Genomic DNA, 16,555 nt, shown 5'->3' on the forward strand with positions numbered 1-16,555 from the left:
ACCCGAGGAGGCCCTGGACTGCGCCTGCGGCCTCTACCTCGACGACCCCACGCCCTGATCAACACCCCCCACGAACTTCCGCGGAACAGCACTAGATGCGTATCCCGAAACCACTCCGCTCCCTGGCCCCGGCACAGCGGCGGCGGCTGACCTTGTTGGCGTTCGCGCGCATCCTGGCCACCTCGGTCGGCCTGGTCGTGTTGTACTACCTCGCCCCGCTGGACCTACTCGAGGAGTGGTCGGTCCCGGTCCCGGCGTCATTGTCCGTCGCGCTGCTGGTCCTTGCCGGAGCCGTGGCCTGGCAGATCCGTTCGATCACCCGTGCCGACTACCCTGCCGTCCGGGCGGTCGAGGCACTCTCCGTCACCACACCGCTGTTTCTGCTGCTGTTTTCCGCAGCGTACTTCATCATCGCCCAAGATAATCCGGCGCACTTCAGTTCTCACCCCCTCACTCGCACCGACACCCTCTACTTCGCGGTGTCGACGTTCACCACGGTCGGTTTCGGCGATATCACCGCCACCAGCGAAGCCGCCCACCTGATCGTCACCGTCCAGATGCTGCTCGATCTCCTCGTCCTAGGTCTTGGCTTTCGACTTTTCTTCGGAGCAGTCCGGGCCGGCGAGAGGCGGCTCGACACATCCACCGACGCACCCTCGTGAGATCGGACGCCTCACAATCAGTCAGCAGACCGGCACCTGGCGTGGTTGACCGCCCGCCAGAGAATCGGCGTCCGGAGTGCGAAGCCTGACCACCGCGGGATAATGGTGGATGAGTCGACTGGACGTCACACGGCCTCCTGTCTGACCAGGCTCATGCTATTTAGTCTCTCCGTGAGTGGAGCGCGGCATGAATCTACCTGCACGAGCACTTAAGGGTCGGCGCTTCGCTGCCTTCACAGTAAGCCGACAATCGACACTCGGTAATCTGTTGAAATTTACCCATGGCCGCGACCGTGGATTCATGGAATCGCTGAAGGATGCCGAGCTGTGAACTATGTGGTGAGCGTCATATTCCGAGCGATCCCCCTTGCCATGATGGGCGTCTGTGTCGGGTTTGGTCTGTACGTTTGGACTGCAGGAGGGGCGTCCGGGAACTTTGTCGCTGGTCGGGTGGTCACGTTTCTCGGTGCGATCTGCATAGGCCTCTTCTGCACCGCAGCGACCATCATTCGCCAATTGATTGGCCGCTACAACACTCTTGATCGGGTCGTCTATCCGACGATTGGCTACGTGGCGGCGGCAGGGACGGCCGCCTACGGCGCGTACCTTTTCATCGGAGCGCCGAGCAACGGCCTGAACGAGCGATACGTGGCCGGTCACGTCGTCTTCGGACTGGGATTGATCAGCGGTTGCGTGGCGACGGTCGCAATGGCCTCCACCAAGTTCTCGCTCATTCCGAAGAACTCGCAGTCAGCCGTAGGGCAACACCGGGTTCCCCCGACAGCCTTCCGTCAGGCTGCCGTGCTGGTGCTGAGCGCCATACCCGTCGTGCTGGCGATCGTCGCTTGGTACTACGCGATCGGCAACTTGGCCATGTCGACCACACCAGGACGGTTCACGGTAGGCCTCATCACCGTCGGTCTGGCCGCAATCTGCACGAGCCTGATCGCTTTGGTCCTGACCATCCTTCGTCAGGTGCAAAACACGTACGATCAGCGGGATCGGATCATATGGCCCTGGCTCGTGATCGCCATGGGATCGCTCAGCATGATCTGGGGGATCGTCGTGCTCGCCGTCGACAATGAGTCCTACTTGACGCCTGGATTCGTAATGATCGGGTTGGGGCTCGTCTGCTTCAGCATCCTCAGTAAAGTGGGTTTGCTCGCCCTCGTGTGGCGACGGACGTTCAGCCTTGCCAACCGGGTGCCCTTGGTCCCGATTCTCACGGCACTCGCGTGTCTCTTCCTGGCGGCGTTCGTGTTCCAAGCAGCGGTGGTCGACCCAAACGCGTTCATAGCCGCACGGGTGCTCGTTGGACTGGGAGCGATTTGCTTCTCCCTCTATTCCATTGTCAGCATCCTTGAGAGCGGCACCTCGTCCAGTGGGTGACCGAATAGCCGTCGGTCCCAAACCGATATTCTTCTTTGATCGCACATAATGCCCGATGCCGGAGGCCTCGCCCGAGCAACCTCGGCGCGTCCTTCGCCGAGGCAGCTCGGGAACTGTTTGAATCGCCGGCATGACCAAGCGAGATGCCGCGGCCCTGTTCGGCAACCGATTCCTGACCGTGCCCGCTCCGTCGAAGACCTTCCCCGAGGAGGGCATGACCGCGACGGACGCAATGAGGCTGCTGGATGCGGACCTCGCCATGGAGGGCGACCCGCAGCGCAACCTCGCCACGTTCGTCACCACCTGGATGGAGCCGGAGGCGCAACGGATCATCGCCGAGAACCTCCACCGCAACTTCATCGACCACGCGGAGTACCCCATCTCCGCCGAGATCGAGCAACGCTGCGTGCGCATGCTCGCCGACCTCTTCCACGCACCGGGAAAGACCACCGGATGTCGGACCCAGGGATCGTCCGAGGCGGTCATGCTTGGCGCGCTGTCGCTGAAGTGGAAGTGGCGGGAGCGCCGCCAGGCGGCCAACCTGTCGGTCGACCGGCCCAACCTGGTCTTCGGCGGCGACGTCCACGTCGTGTGGGAGAAGTTCTGCCGCTACTTCGACGTCGAGCCGCGGATCGTGCCGCTTGCCGAGGACAAGTACACGATCGGCCCGGAGGACGTGGAGCCCCACCTCGACGAGAACACGATCGGCGTCGTCGCCGTCGTCGGCACCACGTTCACCGGCCACAAGGACGACGTCGTCGGGATCGACAAGCTCCTGCGGGAGGTCCGCAAGGAGCGGGACCTCGACATCCCGATCCACGTCGACGGCGCCAGCGGCGGCTTCGTGTGGCCCTTCCTCTACCCGGACTCGAAATGGGACTTCCGGCTCGAGCAGGTCCGCTCGATCAACGTCTCGGGACACAAGTACGGCCTGGTCTACCCCGGCATCGGCTGGCTGGTCTTCCGCGAGGAGTCCGACCTGGCCAAGGACCTCGTGTTCTACGAGAACTACATGGGCAAGACCGACCCGACATTCACGCTGAACTTCTCGACCGGCGCGGCGATGGTCCTCGCGCAGTACTACAACTTCGTGAGGCTGGGCCGCCCGGGCTACACCTACGTCATGCAGATGATGCAGGAGAACGCCCGCGCGTTGGCAGACAACCTGCGTAGCAGCGGCCGCTTCGAAGTGATCGGCAGCGACCTCGAGCAGCTGCCGCTGGTCGCCTTCCGCCTCGCCGGCAAGCACGCCTACGACGAGTCCGACATCGCCTGGCAGCTCTCGGCCGAGCGTGGCTGGATGCTGCCGGCGTACACACTCCCGCCCAACGCGCAGCGGGTGAAGATCCTGCGTGCCCTGGTCAAGGAGACCCTGAGCCGCGAGCAGATCGACCGCCTGACCCAGGACATCGCCGACGCGTGTGGCACCTTGGACCGCAAGGGTGCGACCACCGACGTCGAGCGGGCCCAGGTCAAACGCGGCACCGGCTACTGACGCGGCGCCGGCGGTGGCCGACCCGGACGAACAGAAGGTCGCCCTCGCTCACGCGGACGTGCTGGGCGGTCTCGGCCGCGGTGAGGTCGTCGGCGGTCACGTGATCGCCCGGTTCGAGCCACGCCACGCCTCGCAGCCGCGGGATGTCCAGCAGCACGCCGCGTCCGACGATCCCGTCGCTGGCCACCGCGATGGAGAGCTCCTCTGCGCCGCCCGACGTGACGCTGCTCGCGGCCACGCCGCCGTGCAGCGTGCCGTCGTAGATCACGTGGCACAGGGCGTCGATATGGCTGTCGGCGTCGCCGTGCACGTTCATGGGGAAGCTGTCCATCGCGAAGTGGAGCCCGCCCGAGGTGTCGTCGTCCGGATGCCCGCGCATCCCGGTGCCTCGCCGGCTCCGGGTTGTCCGGACCGGGCGACGTCTCCACCGGTGCGGCGAGCGTGACCGTCCGGCCGGTCCGCACCCCTCGGGTGGCGGCCAGCACCCGGGCGGGAGTGAGTGCGTCCAGAGCACCCCGGTGGCCGCTGGCCCAATCGGCGCGTGAGGCCAGGCGCCGGTACAGCACGCCGAACTCTGCCGCGGTCAGCTGTGGCGGTCCTGCCGGACGGGCGTTCATGACCATAGGTCAGCGCCTGTGTTCCGCGTCGAGTGCCTCGTCGAGGGTATTGGCGGCCATGATCAGGGACAGGTGGGTGAACGCCTGGGGGAAGTTGCCCAGTTGCTCCCCGCTCGGACCCACCTCCTCGGCGAACAGCCCGACGTGGTTGGCGTAAGTCTGCATCTTCTCGAAGACGTAACGGGCCTGGGACAGCCGCCCCGCCCGGGCCAGCGCATCGACATAGAGGAAGGTGCACAGGCTGAAGGTGCCCTCCGAGCCGCGCAGCCCGTCCGGCGATGCCGCCGGGTCGTAGCGGTAGACGAGGCTGTCTGAGACGAGCTTGCGGCCCATCGCGTCAAGCGTGGAGAGCCAGGCATCGGCCCGGGGAGCGATGAACCCGACCCCGGGCATGAGCAGCAGTGAGGCGTCCAGGACATCGCCGTCGTAGTGCTGGACGAAGGCGCGCTCCTTCTCGCTCCAGCCGCGTTCCATGATCTGATCGCGTACGGTGTCGCGCGCTTTGCGCCACCGCTCCAAGTCGGCGGGCATGCGCAAGTACTCGGCCAGACGCAGCCCGTGGTCGAAGGCAACCCACGACATCACCCGGCTGTAGGTGAAGTCCTTACGGCCGCCACGGGTCTCCCAGATGCCCTCGTCCGGCCGGTCCCAGGCATCGGCGAACCAGTCCAGTGTCCTGGCCAGCGCCTGCCAACCCTCGAAGCTCGCCTGCTGCGCAATCTCGCGCCCCTGGGACACCGCGTAGAGGGCCTCGCCGTAGATGTCCAGCTGGAGCTGGTCGGCGGCGCCGTTCCCGATGCGGACGGGGTAGGAGCCGCGGTAGCCCTCGAAGTGATCGAGTGTCTCCTCGGGCAGGTCGGGGTTGCCGTCGATCCGGTACATCGTCTGGAGCGGCTCTTCCTCCTTGCCCTCGCGCTCACGCAGCCTGTCCACCAGCCAGTGGACGAAGGCGGTGGCCTCCTCCACGAAGCCGAGGTCCAGCATGGCCCGCACGGACAGCGATCCGTCGCGTACCCAGGTGAACCGGTAGTCCCAGTTCCGTTCCCCGCCGACCTGCTCGGGCAGGCCCGTGGTGGCCGCCGCGATCAGGGCGCCGGTCGGGGCGTAGGTGAGGAGCTTGAGGGTGATGGCCGAGCGGTGCACCAACTCGGGCCACCGTCCCCGGTAGCGGGACTGGCGCAGCCAGTGCTGCCAGAACTCGCTGACTTCATCCATCTGCCCGGCGAGCCCGTCGACCGTGGGGGGTGGGGGTGCCTCACCGCCGGACGCGCAGACGGTGAACACGGCGCCGCCGGATTCGCCGGATTTCAGAGTCACCTTGGCGTGTATGTCCTGGCCGTCCCGCTCCAGCGGGAAGGTGGACTGCAGGTGCCCGTCGATCCCGGGGGCCCGGAACAGAGCGCCGTTCTCGCCGAGCTCGAGTTCGTGCTCGGCCCGGCCGTAGTCGAAGCGCGGCCGGCACTCGAGTGTGAACTCGACCGTCCCCCGCACGGCACGGATCATGCGGACCAGGGTGTGCCGGCCGGTGGCGGTGCGGGTCTGGTCCGGGGGCATGAAGTCGACCACCTCGCCCACCCCGTCCGGTGACATGAACCGGGTCACCAGGATGGCGGTGCCGGGGTAGTAGAGCTGTTTGCAGATCCCGTCGGGGTGCTCGGGGGCCAGCCGCATGTATCCGCCGCCGTCGTGGTCGAGCAGGGCGGCGAAGATGCTGGGTGAGTCGAACCTGGGAGCGGCGAACCAGTCGACGACGCCTTGTGACGAGACGAGCGCGGCGGTCTGCAGGTCGCCCACCAGGCCGTGCTCGGCGATGGGAGGATAGCGGTCCATGGCTGCTCCGAAGTCTCGGAAAGCCCCTACGTCCACTATCCGGCACCCCAGTGGGCCCTGCCATGTCGATAGTGGAGGGCCGCCTGCCCATGGGCCACTGACGACGGGAGTCCGCAGGCCGGCACTCGTACGGTGCGGCGCGAGGCGACCGGCCGTAGGCGTGCCCGGGCCGACCCGGTTGTCGGCGTCCGGTTGCCACCTCGGCCACCGGAGCCGGGCCCCGCCCTCGGCTTGCGGTCGAGGCGTGCCGAGCGTCCGCCTTCGCCTGGTCCGTCGAGTTCGACATCGAGCCGGGGCCTTGTCCACTGAACGCGATAGTCGGCTACGTGCCGGTGGCCCGTACGTCCTCTGCGGGGAAGCCCTCGGCAGTCACCCGATTCCACGCGCCGGAAGCGGCGCGGACGGCTGAGTTGCGCCACGAACGCACATCGGCACGGCCGGACTGGTGTCGCCGACTCAACTGCGCGCCAGTGGGGGCCGCCCCCGGCGACCGAAGCATTCCCGCAGCGGAGCGCCGGCCTCCTCGTATTCCTGGTTCCCGGTCCTGAACCAGAATCCGAACACGGACACCTGTGCCAACTCGGTCCTCTCTCGCAAGACGCACGCGATCCCCGCCGGGCCGGATGTGCGTGCAGGCTCCGTGCACGTGGAACCCGGCGGTCGACATATCCGGGCTGCGGCCGACGCCTCCTGTCGGTCACGCCGTGACTGCCTCGACCCTGATGCGAGGGCCCACCGCTGTCCACACATAGCGCGCAGCTCCACGCCCCGAGCGAGTGGCGCGCCGTGCGGCACTCCCATGGGCGGACCGTGCCCACCAATGATGTCGTCCCTCATTGCCAAAACACTCGTGATCCCATCGGTCACGGTCTTCCGGGCTTGGCGGGTTCAGGTGAGGACGTTGACGGCTCGGGCGATGATGAGTCCGAGGATGACCAGGGAGACGAGGGACTGGATGGCCATGACGATCTTGGCCCAAGGGGCCAGAGGCATGACGTCGGTAGGGCTGAACGCGGTGGAATTGGTCAATCCGAGGTAGAGGTAGTCGATGTAGCGGGGGCGCCAGTGCGCGGGCTTCACTTCGGGGCTGAGGTGTTGGGGAAAGGCAAGGTCGGGGGTGGTGGGCATGTGATGGGCTCGGGCCGCTGCTCCGCCGCTGTCGAGTTCGAAGTACAGCAGGGAGAACGCGAGGACGGTGGAGACCCACACGCTGCCGCCGGCCTGCAGCAGGGCATCGGCGGAGTTGATCTCGGTGCCACCGTGGATGAGATCGTTGATCAACTGGACAGTCGACCAGATGGCGCCGCATGCCAACACGCTGACCAGGGCGATTGATGCCGCGCGCATGGCAGCCGAGCGACGGCTGATCCGAACCGGGTCGCCCGCGATCAGCGCCACCAGGAGCAGTCCTTCGGCGAGGGGGAGCGCCCAGCGGGGTCCCAGCCGCAGGTCGGCGGGCAGCAGCAGGGTCAGCACCACGGCGGCGATGACGGCTCCGGCCATGGGCCAGCGGGCCTCGGCGTACGCCGCGGCCTGCGCTTCCGGATTGCTCGCATCGTTCGCTTCGGAGGGGTGCTGTTCGGTCATGTTCGGCTGCCGCCCAGGTTCGGGTCGCGGTCAGAGCGCGACGTGGATCTCACCGTCCTGCTCGCGAAGCCGATCAGTGGCGAGGGGGGCGAGCAGGCAGGTCCGTGGAGCACGGTGCGGTTGATGATGTCGAAGCGGGATCCGTGGCACTGGCACATGAGGGTGGTGCCGGTGAGCCGTCCGGCAGACAGTGGGCAGGCCAAGCAGTACGCCCGCTGCGCGGCGGCGAGTCTGGTGTAGTCCAGACCGGCCACGGTCGTGTCCTTTCGAGGCTGCCGGCTGTGAGATGCGGTCGCCTCATTGTGCGGACGGGCTGCCGTAGCGGCGTCCTGTGACACGCGGAGCACATCACCAGGCATTCGCACAGGCGGGGTTGATCGTCGGAGCTCATGAGTGTGGGCTGTGGTGCACGCTGCCCGTCCTTGAGGGTCTCGAGTGACACCTTCGAGGTCACCGCGTTCACGACCGGGGATGCGCCGGCCGGTACGCACCTTGGCGGCCAGCACCATTGCGGGCGTGATTGCGTCCACAGCACCCCGGTCGCCCCTGGCCCAGGCTGCGCGTTACGTCCACTATCCGGCACCCGTGCGGGCCCTGCCATGTCGACGCAGTCGAGGACCGCCTGCCCGAGGGCCACTGACGACGACGGCCCGCAGGCCGGCACCCGTATGGTGCGGTGCAAAGGCGACCGGCCGCACGCGTGCCAGGGCCGACGCCGTTGTCGGGACCCGATGCCACCTCGGCCACCGGAGCCGAATTCAGCCCTCGGCTGCGATCGGGCGTTCGGCGGTCGGCACGTGCCGAACACGACCGGCCTCCGGGGCTTGCGACTGGCTTACCTGGGCGTGACGAACGCGTTCGCAATGCTGCGCCTGCCGCCGATGAGCGATCAGGGCCAAAGTAGAGATTTTGGCTCTGCGCCATCAGATCACGGTTCTGGAGCACCAACTCGGCAAAGAGAAGGCTCGCAGGCCGACGCCCTGCTGGCGTGCGACTTCTTCGAAACGGTCACCCTGTCCAGGGCGCGGTTATACGTGCTTACGGTCATCGAGCACGCCAACCGACGGGTTCGGATCCTGGGCGCGACCGCGCACCCGACCGCCTGCTGGGTGACCCAGGCCCGGGCACGGTTCTTGATCCGGGAGCGGGACGGGAAAGTGTGCCGTCGTGTGATCGGACCACACGGCGACGCGAGTAAGCCTGTCAGGAGGTGAGGATGGAGATGCCGTCTCCGAGCAGTTTCATTCCGAGAACGAAGAACAGGATGGCCATCACGGCGACATTGTGCTGAGCTGCCCAGTCTTTCCAATTGCCGAGCGTGGTCTTGGCTCGCTCTCCGCCGAGCACGAAGACTCCCAGCGGGGCTAGCAGGCCGAGGGTGGCGATCAGGACGAAGATTGCCAGTGAGGCGATCTGCTGCCCGACCGGCAGTCCGGCTGAGCCGATCGCGGCGCCCGCGGCGATGGTCAGCGGGGCGTTCTTGGCGTTGAGCGCGGCCAAGGCCAGGCCGAGTCCGAAGACCTTGACCGGCGTAAGGCGGTCGATCGCGCCCATCCACTTCGGCAGCTGGGTCTGCGAGGAGTCCTTCGGGCGCCGGTGCCATTGCCGGGCACCGAAGAGGACGAGGAGCACGCCCAGAGCGAGCTTGAGTGCTCCCACCCAGGTGGCCGGGTGATTGTGGGCGGAGGCGCCTGCGGGGGAAGCGATCGCCAGCATCACCGCGCCCAGAGCCGAGAGTCCCAGGATCCAGCCGACGGTGAAAAGCAGTCCGTTGAGACGTCCCCGAGGCGTGGCGAGTATGAGGATGATTGCGATGATCGGGAGCGGGCTGATCGCGACGCCGGCCGCGAAACCCAGCACGTCACCGAGAACTGCGCCCATGGTTGCCTCCGGCGGGGGTGAGGGTCGGCGATCCAATTGAGCAAGTGCTTGGCGCAAGTGGCTGCCCCAGAAGGCGACGACGACGTACTCGGCGCGTCTCATTCCATCTTCCTGCGCTGGGCCGGATCTGTCCTCGGGAGGTTCTCAGGACGCGAGGACCCCGGCATGGGCCTGCCGCACCCGCGTTGCCGCCTTCGCTCGGCACGGTGACGGAGACGCGGCACGGAACGTAATCGGACCTGGTGGGAATCGTGAAGTGATCAGGTTGGCCCCCGTAGTGCCGGGGCTTCTCGGGGATCCGCTGCAGGTGAGCTCTCGCGCAGGGGCGAAGGTGCGGGGCAGCGCATCCGCGGTGAGGATTGATATGCGAGGGCGATGGTGCCTCATGTCTGGGCGCTGGGCGACCCTCGCACCGATCCGTGGCAGGAGAATCTCACGATGACTGCGACGACAGGTTCAGCCCAAACGGCTCACCCCGAGCGCCCGGGCAGGTCGGACGGGGTCTGCAACGAGTTCACCGTCTTCACCGAGATCAAGCCGGGCCATGCGGATGCCATGCGTGAGGATCTCGCCATGCTCGCCGACGCGACGAATGACGAGAGGGTCCATGCGGCCTTGCGCCAGATCGGCACCCTGCACGATGCACGGCACGTGATCTTCGACAATGACGCCCGGCACATGTTCGCCAGCGTCTTCGACGGTTCCTGGGACACCTACATCGACGACTTCGCCCAGACGGAAGTCGGGGACCGCTTCGACAAGGTCTTCTCGCACACCGAAGGGTTCCCCGGCGTCACAGATCCGGGGGTGAAGGACTGGTTCGTCGCCCACCAGGCGCCCGCGGGAGTCTTCGTCAGCTCCTATCCCGATCTGACCGTTCAGCAGGTCTGGAAGGACCAGCGCGTGAGCGAGGCGTTCCAGGAGGTGCTGGACACCCCCGAATTCCGGGCGGCGCTGGACAACCCGGCCAACGCGGATCTGATGGCCACGCCTGCCTTCCAAAAGTTGTTGGAGGAAGCCTCGGCCTAGAAGCCGGACACAGCCAACCCTCTCCCTCAGAGCCGCCCCCCAACGGTGGACCGCGTCGGCGGGCGCGCACAGCCACTGCAGGGCTGCCCAGGTAGAAACCGATGTGGAGGCACAAGCGATCATGAACACCGCGGACAGCAGCAGCGCGACCGACGTGGGCGTGGAGATCGACGACGTCCAAAGCGGGGCACTGCGTCCACGGCCCGTGCCCTACGAGGGAAAGTTCATCTTCCTGCGCGTCGATGACCGCCATGCCGGGCGCGCCCTGCTGCGGCGGCTGCTCCCGGTGACCGCGAGTGGTCTGCCCAGCGCGGACCGGAGCCAGGACGCCTGGGTAGCTGTGGCGTTCACCTACCAGGGACTGAGGGCCCTGGGGGTGCCCCAGGAGTCGCTGGACAGCTTTCCGCGGGCGTTTCGTGAGGGCATGGCCGCCCGGGCGGAGCTGATCGGTGACGTGGGCGAAAGTGCCCCGGCCCACTGGGAGGCACCGTTTGGAACGGGCGACATCCATATCGCGCTGAGCGCCCTCGCCTCAGATACGGCGCAGCTGTACAAGGAGCTGCAGCGGGCCCGCGTCGTCTACGAGGACACGCCCGGTGTCCAGATGATCTGGGAGCTGGACGTCCACCAGCTCCCGACCGGGCGCACCACCTTCGGCTTCCGCGACGGCATCAGCCAGCCGAACATCGAGGGCGTCGGACTGCCCGGCTCCAACCCTCAGGAAGTCCCCATCAAGGCGGGCGAGTTCATCCTGGGCTACCCCGACGAAACCGGCAGCCTGCCGCCCATGCCCAGCCCCGATGTGCTGGGGCGCAACGGGACGTACGCGGCCGTTCGCAAGATCCACACCAACGTGGCGGCCTGGCGCCGGTATCTGCGCGCGAACAGCTCCAGTGCCGAGGAGGAGGCACTCCTGGCGGCGAAGATGGTCGGGCGCTGGCCCAGCGGGGCACCCCTGGCGCTGTCGCCGGAGCACGATGACCCGGAGCTGGCGGCCGATCCGCACCGCGTCAACGACTTCCTGTACCGGGAGAACGACGACCGAGGGTTCCGGTGCCCCGCCGGTGCGCACATCAGGCGCATCAACCCCCGTGATTCCACCATCATCGGCGATGCGCGGATGCACCGTCTCATCCGCCGCGGCACCACCTACGGCCCGCCGCTGCCCGAGGGCGTGCTGGAGGACGACGGCGCCGACCGGGGCCTGGTCGGAGTCTTCCTCGGCGCCCATCTGGAACGGCAGTTCGAGTTCATCAAGGCCGAGTGGGTCAACGACGGCAACTTCATCGGCTACCCCGGCGAGAAGGACCCAGTGGCTGGGCATCACGACGGAACCGGGAGCGCCACCATCCCGGAGAGGCCGGTCCGGCGCCGTCTGCGGAACCTGCCCAGCTTCGTGGTCACCCGCGGCGGTGAGTACTGCTTCGTGCCGGGTCTGCGAGCCCTGCGCTGGCTCGCCGAACTGGAGGACTGAGGGCAATTCCCACCCCCTGAGGCCCCACGCGGCCTTCGAGAAGAGGTCGACGTCATGGCAGCACAGTTCGTCCGCTACACGCCGGACGTCGAAGACGACGATCCGCACTTCGACCAGAACCTGCAGACGGTGATCGAGAAGACTGAGAGCTACATCGCCGAGTCGGTCGAGGCCGGTGGCACCGGACAGGCCCTGCGCGACGCCCACGCCAAGGGCTACGGCCTGGTCCGAGGGGAAGTGGAGATCCTGGACGGGCTACCCCCCGAGTACGCCCAAGGAATCTACGCGACTCCGGGAACCCACGATGCGCTCATCCGCTTCTCCAACGGCTCGCCTCACGCCGGAGCCGACGCGCGACTGGGCGCCGCCACCGGACTGGCTCTGAAGATCTTCGGCATCCCCGGCCCGACCCTGCTGGAAGACGAACCGGACACGGGCACATTCGACTACGCCAACATCAACGCACCGATCTTCTTCTGCAACACAGTCGAGCACTACCTTTTTATCCAGGAATTGTTCCTGAACGCGCCGGCCTACTTCTCCCAGGGCCGACCTGGCGCACATCGCTTCTTCACCGAGTTCGTGACCGGGAAAGGAACGCTGGACCAGGACAACTGGGCATGGGACGAGTTCATGGCCTTCCTGCGCGTGGCAAAGACGCCTCCGGCAAACGTGCTGCTGTCGAGCTACTGGACGATGGGCGCCGTCCGGCACGGGGACTACATCGCCAAGGTGCGCATCACCCCCGACCCGCTCTTCGCCGCCGCGGTGGTTCGGCGCGACATCGACCGGACCTCGGGGGCAGAGGTCTTCCGGCCGGCCCTGCAAGCCGAGCTGCAGGAGCGGCCCTACGCCTTCGACATCCAGGTTCAGCTCTGCACCGACCTGGAGCGCATGCCGGTGGAGGACACCACCGTGGAGTGGCCCGAGCAGCTCTCGCCGCCCGTCACCGTGGCCAAGCTGCGGCTGCCGCAGCAGGACATCTCCGGTCCGGGAAACCTGGAGAAGATGGACGCGCTGTCCTTCACGCCCTGGCGGGTCACCGCCGAGCACGCTCCCCTGGGCAACATCATGCGGGCCCGCAAGGAGGTCTACCGGCGATCCTCCATCGAGCGCCACAAGCTCAACCAGCAGCCGCGCACAGAGCCCCGCAGCGCCGACGAGGTACTTGGCCCGGCCCAATGAAGCCGACTGATGTGACGGCCAGCGCCCACCTCGGTCACAATCCCCGCCGTGCAGCAGGTGGTACAGCAACCTCCATAACCGCAGCCGACCATCAACGCCCCGCAACGACCGCCTGATCAGCCCGGCTCCGGGTAACGACGCCGCACTTTCCAAGTGGATCGCCGACGTGCGTGCCGCCGACTTGCCCTACCTGCACGCCTTCGCCAACGGCCTCGAACCGTCGGTGTGCCGGGGGCTGCGCCCCGAGGTCCTGAGCCACGAGGAGCTCCCCGCAGCCGTTGGTGTCGGGCTTGGAAGCCACGGGGTGTCCTTGCCGGTTGGGTCCGGCCGCCCGCTGTGGTGGGCGGGCGGCCGGGCGGGGTGGTCAGGAGGTGGCGGGCTTCGGCTTGGCGGTGGTGCGTTTGCGGGAGACGCGCGGCTTGGGTTCGGCGGCGGGGTCGGTCTTGGTGCGGCGGGTCCGCTTGGCGACAGGCTTGGCCTTGGCGTCCGGCTCGACGTCGGTTGCAATGTCGGGCTCCCAGGGCCGGTGGCCGACGTAGTACGGCTTGGCGTCGAAGACGGGCAGCAGGTTGTCCCTGACGGTGTTGTAGAGGACGACCCCGGGGTCCTGGTCCTCGGTGAGGGCGCTGATGTGGACGGCGGTGTTGTAGCGGTGGCCGTGCGGCAGCGGGGCGATGCCGTAGGCGGGCTGGTCGGTGGGTTGGGTGCCGCCGGTGGCCCACAGCTGGACGGTGCTGCCGTTGTTGATGAGGCGCATGCCGATCTGGCGTTCCAGGTCGCCCTGGAGGTGGACGATGCCGTCGTAGTCGAGCCCGTCGAGCTGCCAGCCGAGGCGCACGGCGAGGTCTTCGGCGGTGGCGTGAAGGGCTGAGGGTGCGAGTTGCACGGTGTTCTCCAAGAGGTCGGTGGTGCTGGCTGGTTGGGGCCCCGCCCCTGGTGGGGCGGGGCTGGGCCGGGTCAGGCCGGGAGGTTGTCCAGGAGGGTGCGGGCGGCGGCGGCGAGCTGAGGGGCGGCTGCTTCCTCGCAGCCGGCGTAGCTGCAGGCGGCGCGCAGGGCGTCGCGGGCCTTGTCGGTGTCGCCGCGGTTGAGGAACTTGGCGGCGGAGTCGAACTCGAAGGCGGCGACGCCGAGGGCGTTCTCCTGGTCGTCGCAGACGGCGCGGTTGACGAGGCCGCGGGCCCGGGTGGCCCACTTGCGGGCGGCGGCTTCGAGGTGCGAGAAGTCGAGGTGAATGTCGAGGGCCGGGGCTGCGAGCTGCATGGGGTTCTCCAAGAGGTCGGGTGGTGCTGTGCGAAGGCCCCGCCCAGGTGGGCGGGGCCGAGTGCGCGCGGACGGGTGGGGTCAGTTCAGAACGCTGACCTCGTCGCCGTCGTCGAGGAGCATCGAGAGTCTGGAGCCGCTGTCCCAGGTGACTTTGAGCTGCTGAAGGCGGTTGTCGTAGGAGCGGACGGTGCCCTCGTCGCCGGGGCGGAGTTCGGTGTGGGGGTCGGCGGTGGCGACGAGTGCGATGCGCTGGCCGGCTCGGTACATGGGTTGCCTTTCCGGTGCGGTGAGACTCAGCTCGGTCGAATGGTGTGGCACACCTGGATGCGGCGGTGTGTGCAGAGGGGCTTCCCCCCTCCCGCTCCCCCTTATTCTAACAACAAGGCGGTGGGGGTCAAGAATTTTTTTCGGCGAAATCCCAGGTCAGACGGCGTTTGCTCCGGTCAGGAGCCGGTCGGCGAGCCTGATCGCCTCGTCGAACGCCTCGACCGTCGCGAGGTACCCGACGATCTGGTTGCGCTCCTCGATGAGCGCCGCACGCTCCCGCATCGCCTGGTCCACCACGTCACCCTGCCGGAGAGCGTCGCCGCAGGAGACGACGACGTTCGGGCCCAGGCCCCAGACGATCGCGTTGACGGCGGCACCGGCGGCCGCGAGCGGGTCGAGGTCGTTGATCGCCCACTTGTAGTCGGCGGGGTCCAGGTGATGGTTGCGCAGGTGCTGCGCCAGGGCCCGGAACATGCCGCCGGTTCCGCCGGCGGGCTCGTGGAACCATGCGCCCTTCTGCAGCGACTCGGTGTCGCAGGTCATGGCGGCCATCAGGTCGCACAGCTCCGGCGGGGTGTGGTACTCGCCCAGGCCCTGGCGGGCGCCGTGCGATCGCAGCGACGTGATCGTCCACGACATCAGGTCGGTGTCGGACCGGCACCACGGGTCGGGGTCGCCGGTCATCTGCAGCACCCCGTACTTGAGCGCGGTGTCGGTGACGCGGCGGACCGCGTACGCCTTCTCCTCCACACCGTCCTCGGTGAGCCAGCTCATCAGCGGGGCCATGCGGGCGCCCAGGTCGGGGCGGCTTGACCAGGTCGCCGCGTAGATCTCGCGGTAGCCCTGCAGGAGCTCCCAGTCGGTGCAGGTGCTGATGATGCGGGTGACGTCGGCGGTGTGCCCCTTGATGGGGAACAGGCACAGGCCGGCGACGATGCTGACGGGGATGTCCATGCGGTAGCCACCCCAGTTGGAGGCGTGCCAGGTCTCGGCGACGGCCTCGCCGAGGCGCTGCCCGGCATCGCGGGGGTTGCCGATCATCAGCGGTGCGATGCCGCGGCGTGCGGGGATGGGTGTCTGCACGGCGGGCAGTTCGGGGCGCGGGTCGGCGAACAGGGCGTCGGGCTCGGCGGCGGCCGCCACGGCCGGGCGCGGCGCCGGCGCCGGGCGGGGTGCGGGTACGGCTGCCGGGCGGCTCGGTGCGGGGCGGGCGGTGAAGGTCGCCGGGATCTCCTCGGCGACGTCGGCGAACAGGTCGAGCTGGTCCACGGTTGCTCCTCGGGGTGTGGGTGTGACGGCGCCCCGCCACCCCGGCCGGAGTCGGCCTGGGCGGGGGGGCGCCGAAGAGAGGGTTGGGGGGTGGGCGGGGGTCAGTCGCTCCACCAGGGGGTGCTGCCGGTCTCCTCCCAGCCGTCGCCGCCGGGGACCAGAACCACGAGGCGCTCCGGGTGCAGGACGTAGACGTATTCGGCTTCCGAGGCGCTCTGCTCGGTGGTGAGCTCCGTCGAGGCGGGGCCGTTGAAGGGCGGGGCGTCGTGGCACAGGCACCGCCCGCGGTGGTCCGGGTCCGGGACGTCGATCCAGCCGCCCGGGTGGTCATCGATGAGCACCCGGGCGGCGGCCTCGACGTCGCCCTCCTGGACGTTCAGGACGAAGCCGCGCAGCACGCATACGGCGGTGCTGGGCGCTCCGTCGTTGAGGAAGATGCGTCCGGTGAAGCCCTGCGGTGTGGGGCGGGCGACAACTGCTCTGGTTCCCATGGGGTACTCCGGGTGTGGAAGGGGCCGGGGGGACCCACGGGGGGGCGCCCCCCCCCGAGTGGGTCTAGTATAAAAAAAAAAACAACAACAAAACAAGGTGGGAATAGGGTTTGGCG

The 16,555-nt window shown here is 67.9% G+C and carries 16 protein-coding genes; 6 read left to right on the forward strand and 10 right to left on the reverse strand.

Annotated features, from left to right (window positions below; translation table 11 throughout):
* The first annotated feature begins 95 nt into the window (after nucleotides 1-95).
* The 3 genes from ACFVXE_RS37190 to ACFVXE_RS37200 all read left to right on the forward strand — a co-directional run bounded on the left by ACFVXE_RS37190 (nucleotide 96) and on the right by ACFVXE_RS37200 (nucleotide 3,546).
* Complete coding sequence (locus tag ACFVXE_RS37190) at nucleotides 96-662, forward strand: potassium channel family protein (protein ID WP_389678030.1); 567 nt, start codon at nucleotides 96-98, stop codon at nucleotides 660-662.
* 327 nt (nucleotides 663-989) lie between these two features.
* Complete coding sequence (locus ACFVXE_RS37195; RefSeq protein ID WP_389678032.1) at nucleotides 990-2,051, forward strand: DUF2776 family protein; 1,062 nt, start codon at nucleotides 990-992, stop codon at nucleotides 2,049-2,051.
* A 130-nt stretch (nucleotides 2,052-2,181) separates the two neighbouring features.
* Nucleotides 2,182-3,546: a glutamate decarboxylase gene (locus ACFVXE_RS37200; protein ID WP_389678033.1), complete on the forward strand. Its 1,365-nt coding sequence runs from the start codon at nucleotides 2,182-2,184 to the stop codon at nucleotides 3,544-3,546.
* On the opposite strand, the gene ACFVXE_RS37205 is transcribed toward ACFVXE_RS37200, so the two are convergent.
* The 5 genes from ACFVXE_RS37205 to ACFVXE_RS37225 all read right to left on the reverse strand — a co-directional run bounded on the left by ACFVXE_RS37205 (nucleotide 3,524) and on the right by ACFVXE_RS37225 (nucleotide 9,461).
* A complete protein-coding gene (locus ACFVXE_RS37205; protein ID WP_389678035.1) occupies nucleotides 3,524-3,925 on the reverse strand; it encodes a cyclase family protein in 402 nt (133 codons plus the stop codon). The genes ACFVXE_RS37200 and ACFVXE_RS37205 overlap by 23 nt on opposite strands.
* A gap of 247 nt (nucleotides 3,926-4,172) precedes the next feature.
* Nucleotides 4,173-5,993, reverse strand: coding sequence for a glycoside hydrolase family 15 protein (locus tag ACFVXE_RS37210; protein ID WP_389678036.1), 1,821 nt, complete (start codon nucleotides 5,991-5,993; stop codon nucleotides 4,173-4,175).
* Between the two features lie 888 nt (nucleotides 5,994-6,881).
* Nucleotides 6,882-7,580: a hypothetical protein gene (locus ACFVXE_RS37215; protein ID WP_389678038.1), complete on the reverse strand. Its 699-nt coding sequence runs from the start codon at nucleotides 7,578-7,580 to the stop codon at nucleotides 6,882-6,884.
* On the reverse strand, nucleotides 7,577-8,089 hold the full coding sequence (locus tag ACFVXE_RS37220; RefSeq protein WP_389678039.1) for a Rieske 2Fe-2S domain-containing protein: 513 nt from the start codon (nucleotides 8,087-8,089) through the stop codon (nucleotides 7,577-7,579). Before ACFVXE_RS37220 ends, ACFVXE_RS37215 begins: the two co-directional genes overlap by 4 nt.
* A 694-nt stretch (nucleotides 8,090-8,783) precedes the next feature.
* A complete protein-coding gene (locus tag ACFVXE_RS37225; RefSeq protein WP_389678041.1) occupies nucleotides 8,784-9,461 on the reverse strand; it encodes a GAP family protein in 678 nt (225 codons plus the stop codon).
* 438 nt (nucleotides 9,462-9,899) lie between these two features.
* On the opposite strand from ACFVXE_RS37225, the gene ACFVXE_RS37230 reads away from it, so the two are divergent.
* From ACFVXE_RS37230 to ACFVXE_RS37240, 3 genes are all read left to right on the forward strand, one after another.
* Complete coding sequence (locus ACFVXE_RS37230; RefSeq protein ID WP_389678043.1) at nucleotides 9,900-10,490, forward strand: hypothetical protein; 591 nt, start codon at nucleotides 9,900-9,902, stop codon at nucleotides 10,488-10,490.
* A gap of 121 nt (nucleotides 10,491-10,611) precedes the next feature.
* The gene (locus ACFVXE_RS37235; RefSeq protein ID WP_389678045.1) at nucleotides 10,612-11,964 is read left to right on the forward strand and encodes a Dyp-type peroxidase; all 1,353 of its coding nucleotides are present in this window, start codon (nucleotides 10,612-10,614) and stop codon (nucleotides 11,962-11,964) included.
* A 54-nt stretch (nucleotides 11,965-12,018) separates the two neighbouring features.
* A complete protein-coding gene (locus tag ACFVXE_RS37240) occupies nucleotides 12,019-13,149 on the forward strand; it encodes a catalase family protein (protein ID WP_389678046.1) in 1,131 nt (376 codons plus the stop codon).
* Nucleotides 13,150-13,513: 364 nt separating this feature from the next.
* Here ACFVXE_RS37240 and ACFVXE_RS37245 read toward each other — a convergent pair whose 3' ends face one another.
* From ACFVXE_RS37245 to ACFVXE_RS37265, 5 genes are all read right to left on the reverse strand, one after another.
* Nucleotides 13,514-14,047, reverse strand: a complete 534-nt coding sequence (locus ACFVXE_RS37245) for a hypothetical protein (protein ID WP_389678048.1) — start codon at nucleotides 14,045-14,047, stop codon at nucleotides 13,514-13,516.
* A gap of 59 nt (nucleotides 14,048-14,106) precedes the next feature.
* Nucleotides 14,107-14,409 (reverse strand): hypothetical protein, encoded by a 303-nt coding sequence (locus ACFVXE_RS37250; protein WP_389678049.1) that lies wholly within the window; start codon nucleotides 14,407-14,409, stop codon nucleotides 14,107-14,109.
* An 81-nt stretch (nucleotides 14,410-14,490) separates the two neighbouring features.
* On the reverse strand, nucleotides 14,491-14,679 hold the full coding sequence (locus ACFVXE_RS37255) for a DUF4314 domain-containing protein (protein WP_389678051.1): 189 nt from the start codon (nucleotides 14,677-14,679) through the stop codon (nucleotides 14,491-14,493).
* 156 nt (nucleotides 14,680-14,835) lie between these two features.
* Nucleotides 14,836-15,948 carry an N-6 DNA methylase gene (locus ACFVXE_RS37260; RefSeq protein ID WP_389678053.1) on the reverse strand — a complete coding sequence of 371 codons (1,113 nt, stop codon included), beginning with the start codon at nucleotides 15,946-15,948 and terminating at the stop codon, nucleotides 14,836-14,838.
* A gap of 101 nt (nucleotides 15,949-16,049) precedes the next feature.
* Nucleotides 16,050-16,439, reverse strand: a complete 390-nt coding sequence (locus tag ACFVXE_RS37265) for a hypothetical protein (protein ID WP_389678055.1) — start codon at nucleotides 16,437-16,439, stop codon at nucleotides 16,050-16,052.
* Nucleotides 16,440-16,555 lie beyond the last annotated feature (116 nt).

Source organism: Streptomyces sp. NPDC058231 (genome assembly GCF_042882275.1).
In the GTDB taxonomy this organism is placed as follows: domain Bacteria; phylum Actinomycetota; class Actinomycetes; order Streptomycetales; family Streptomycetaceae; genus Streptomyces.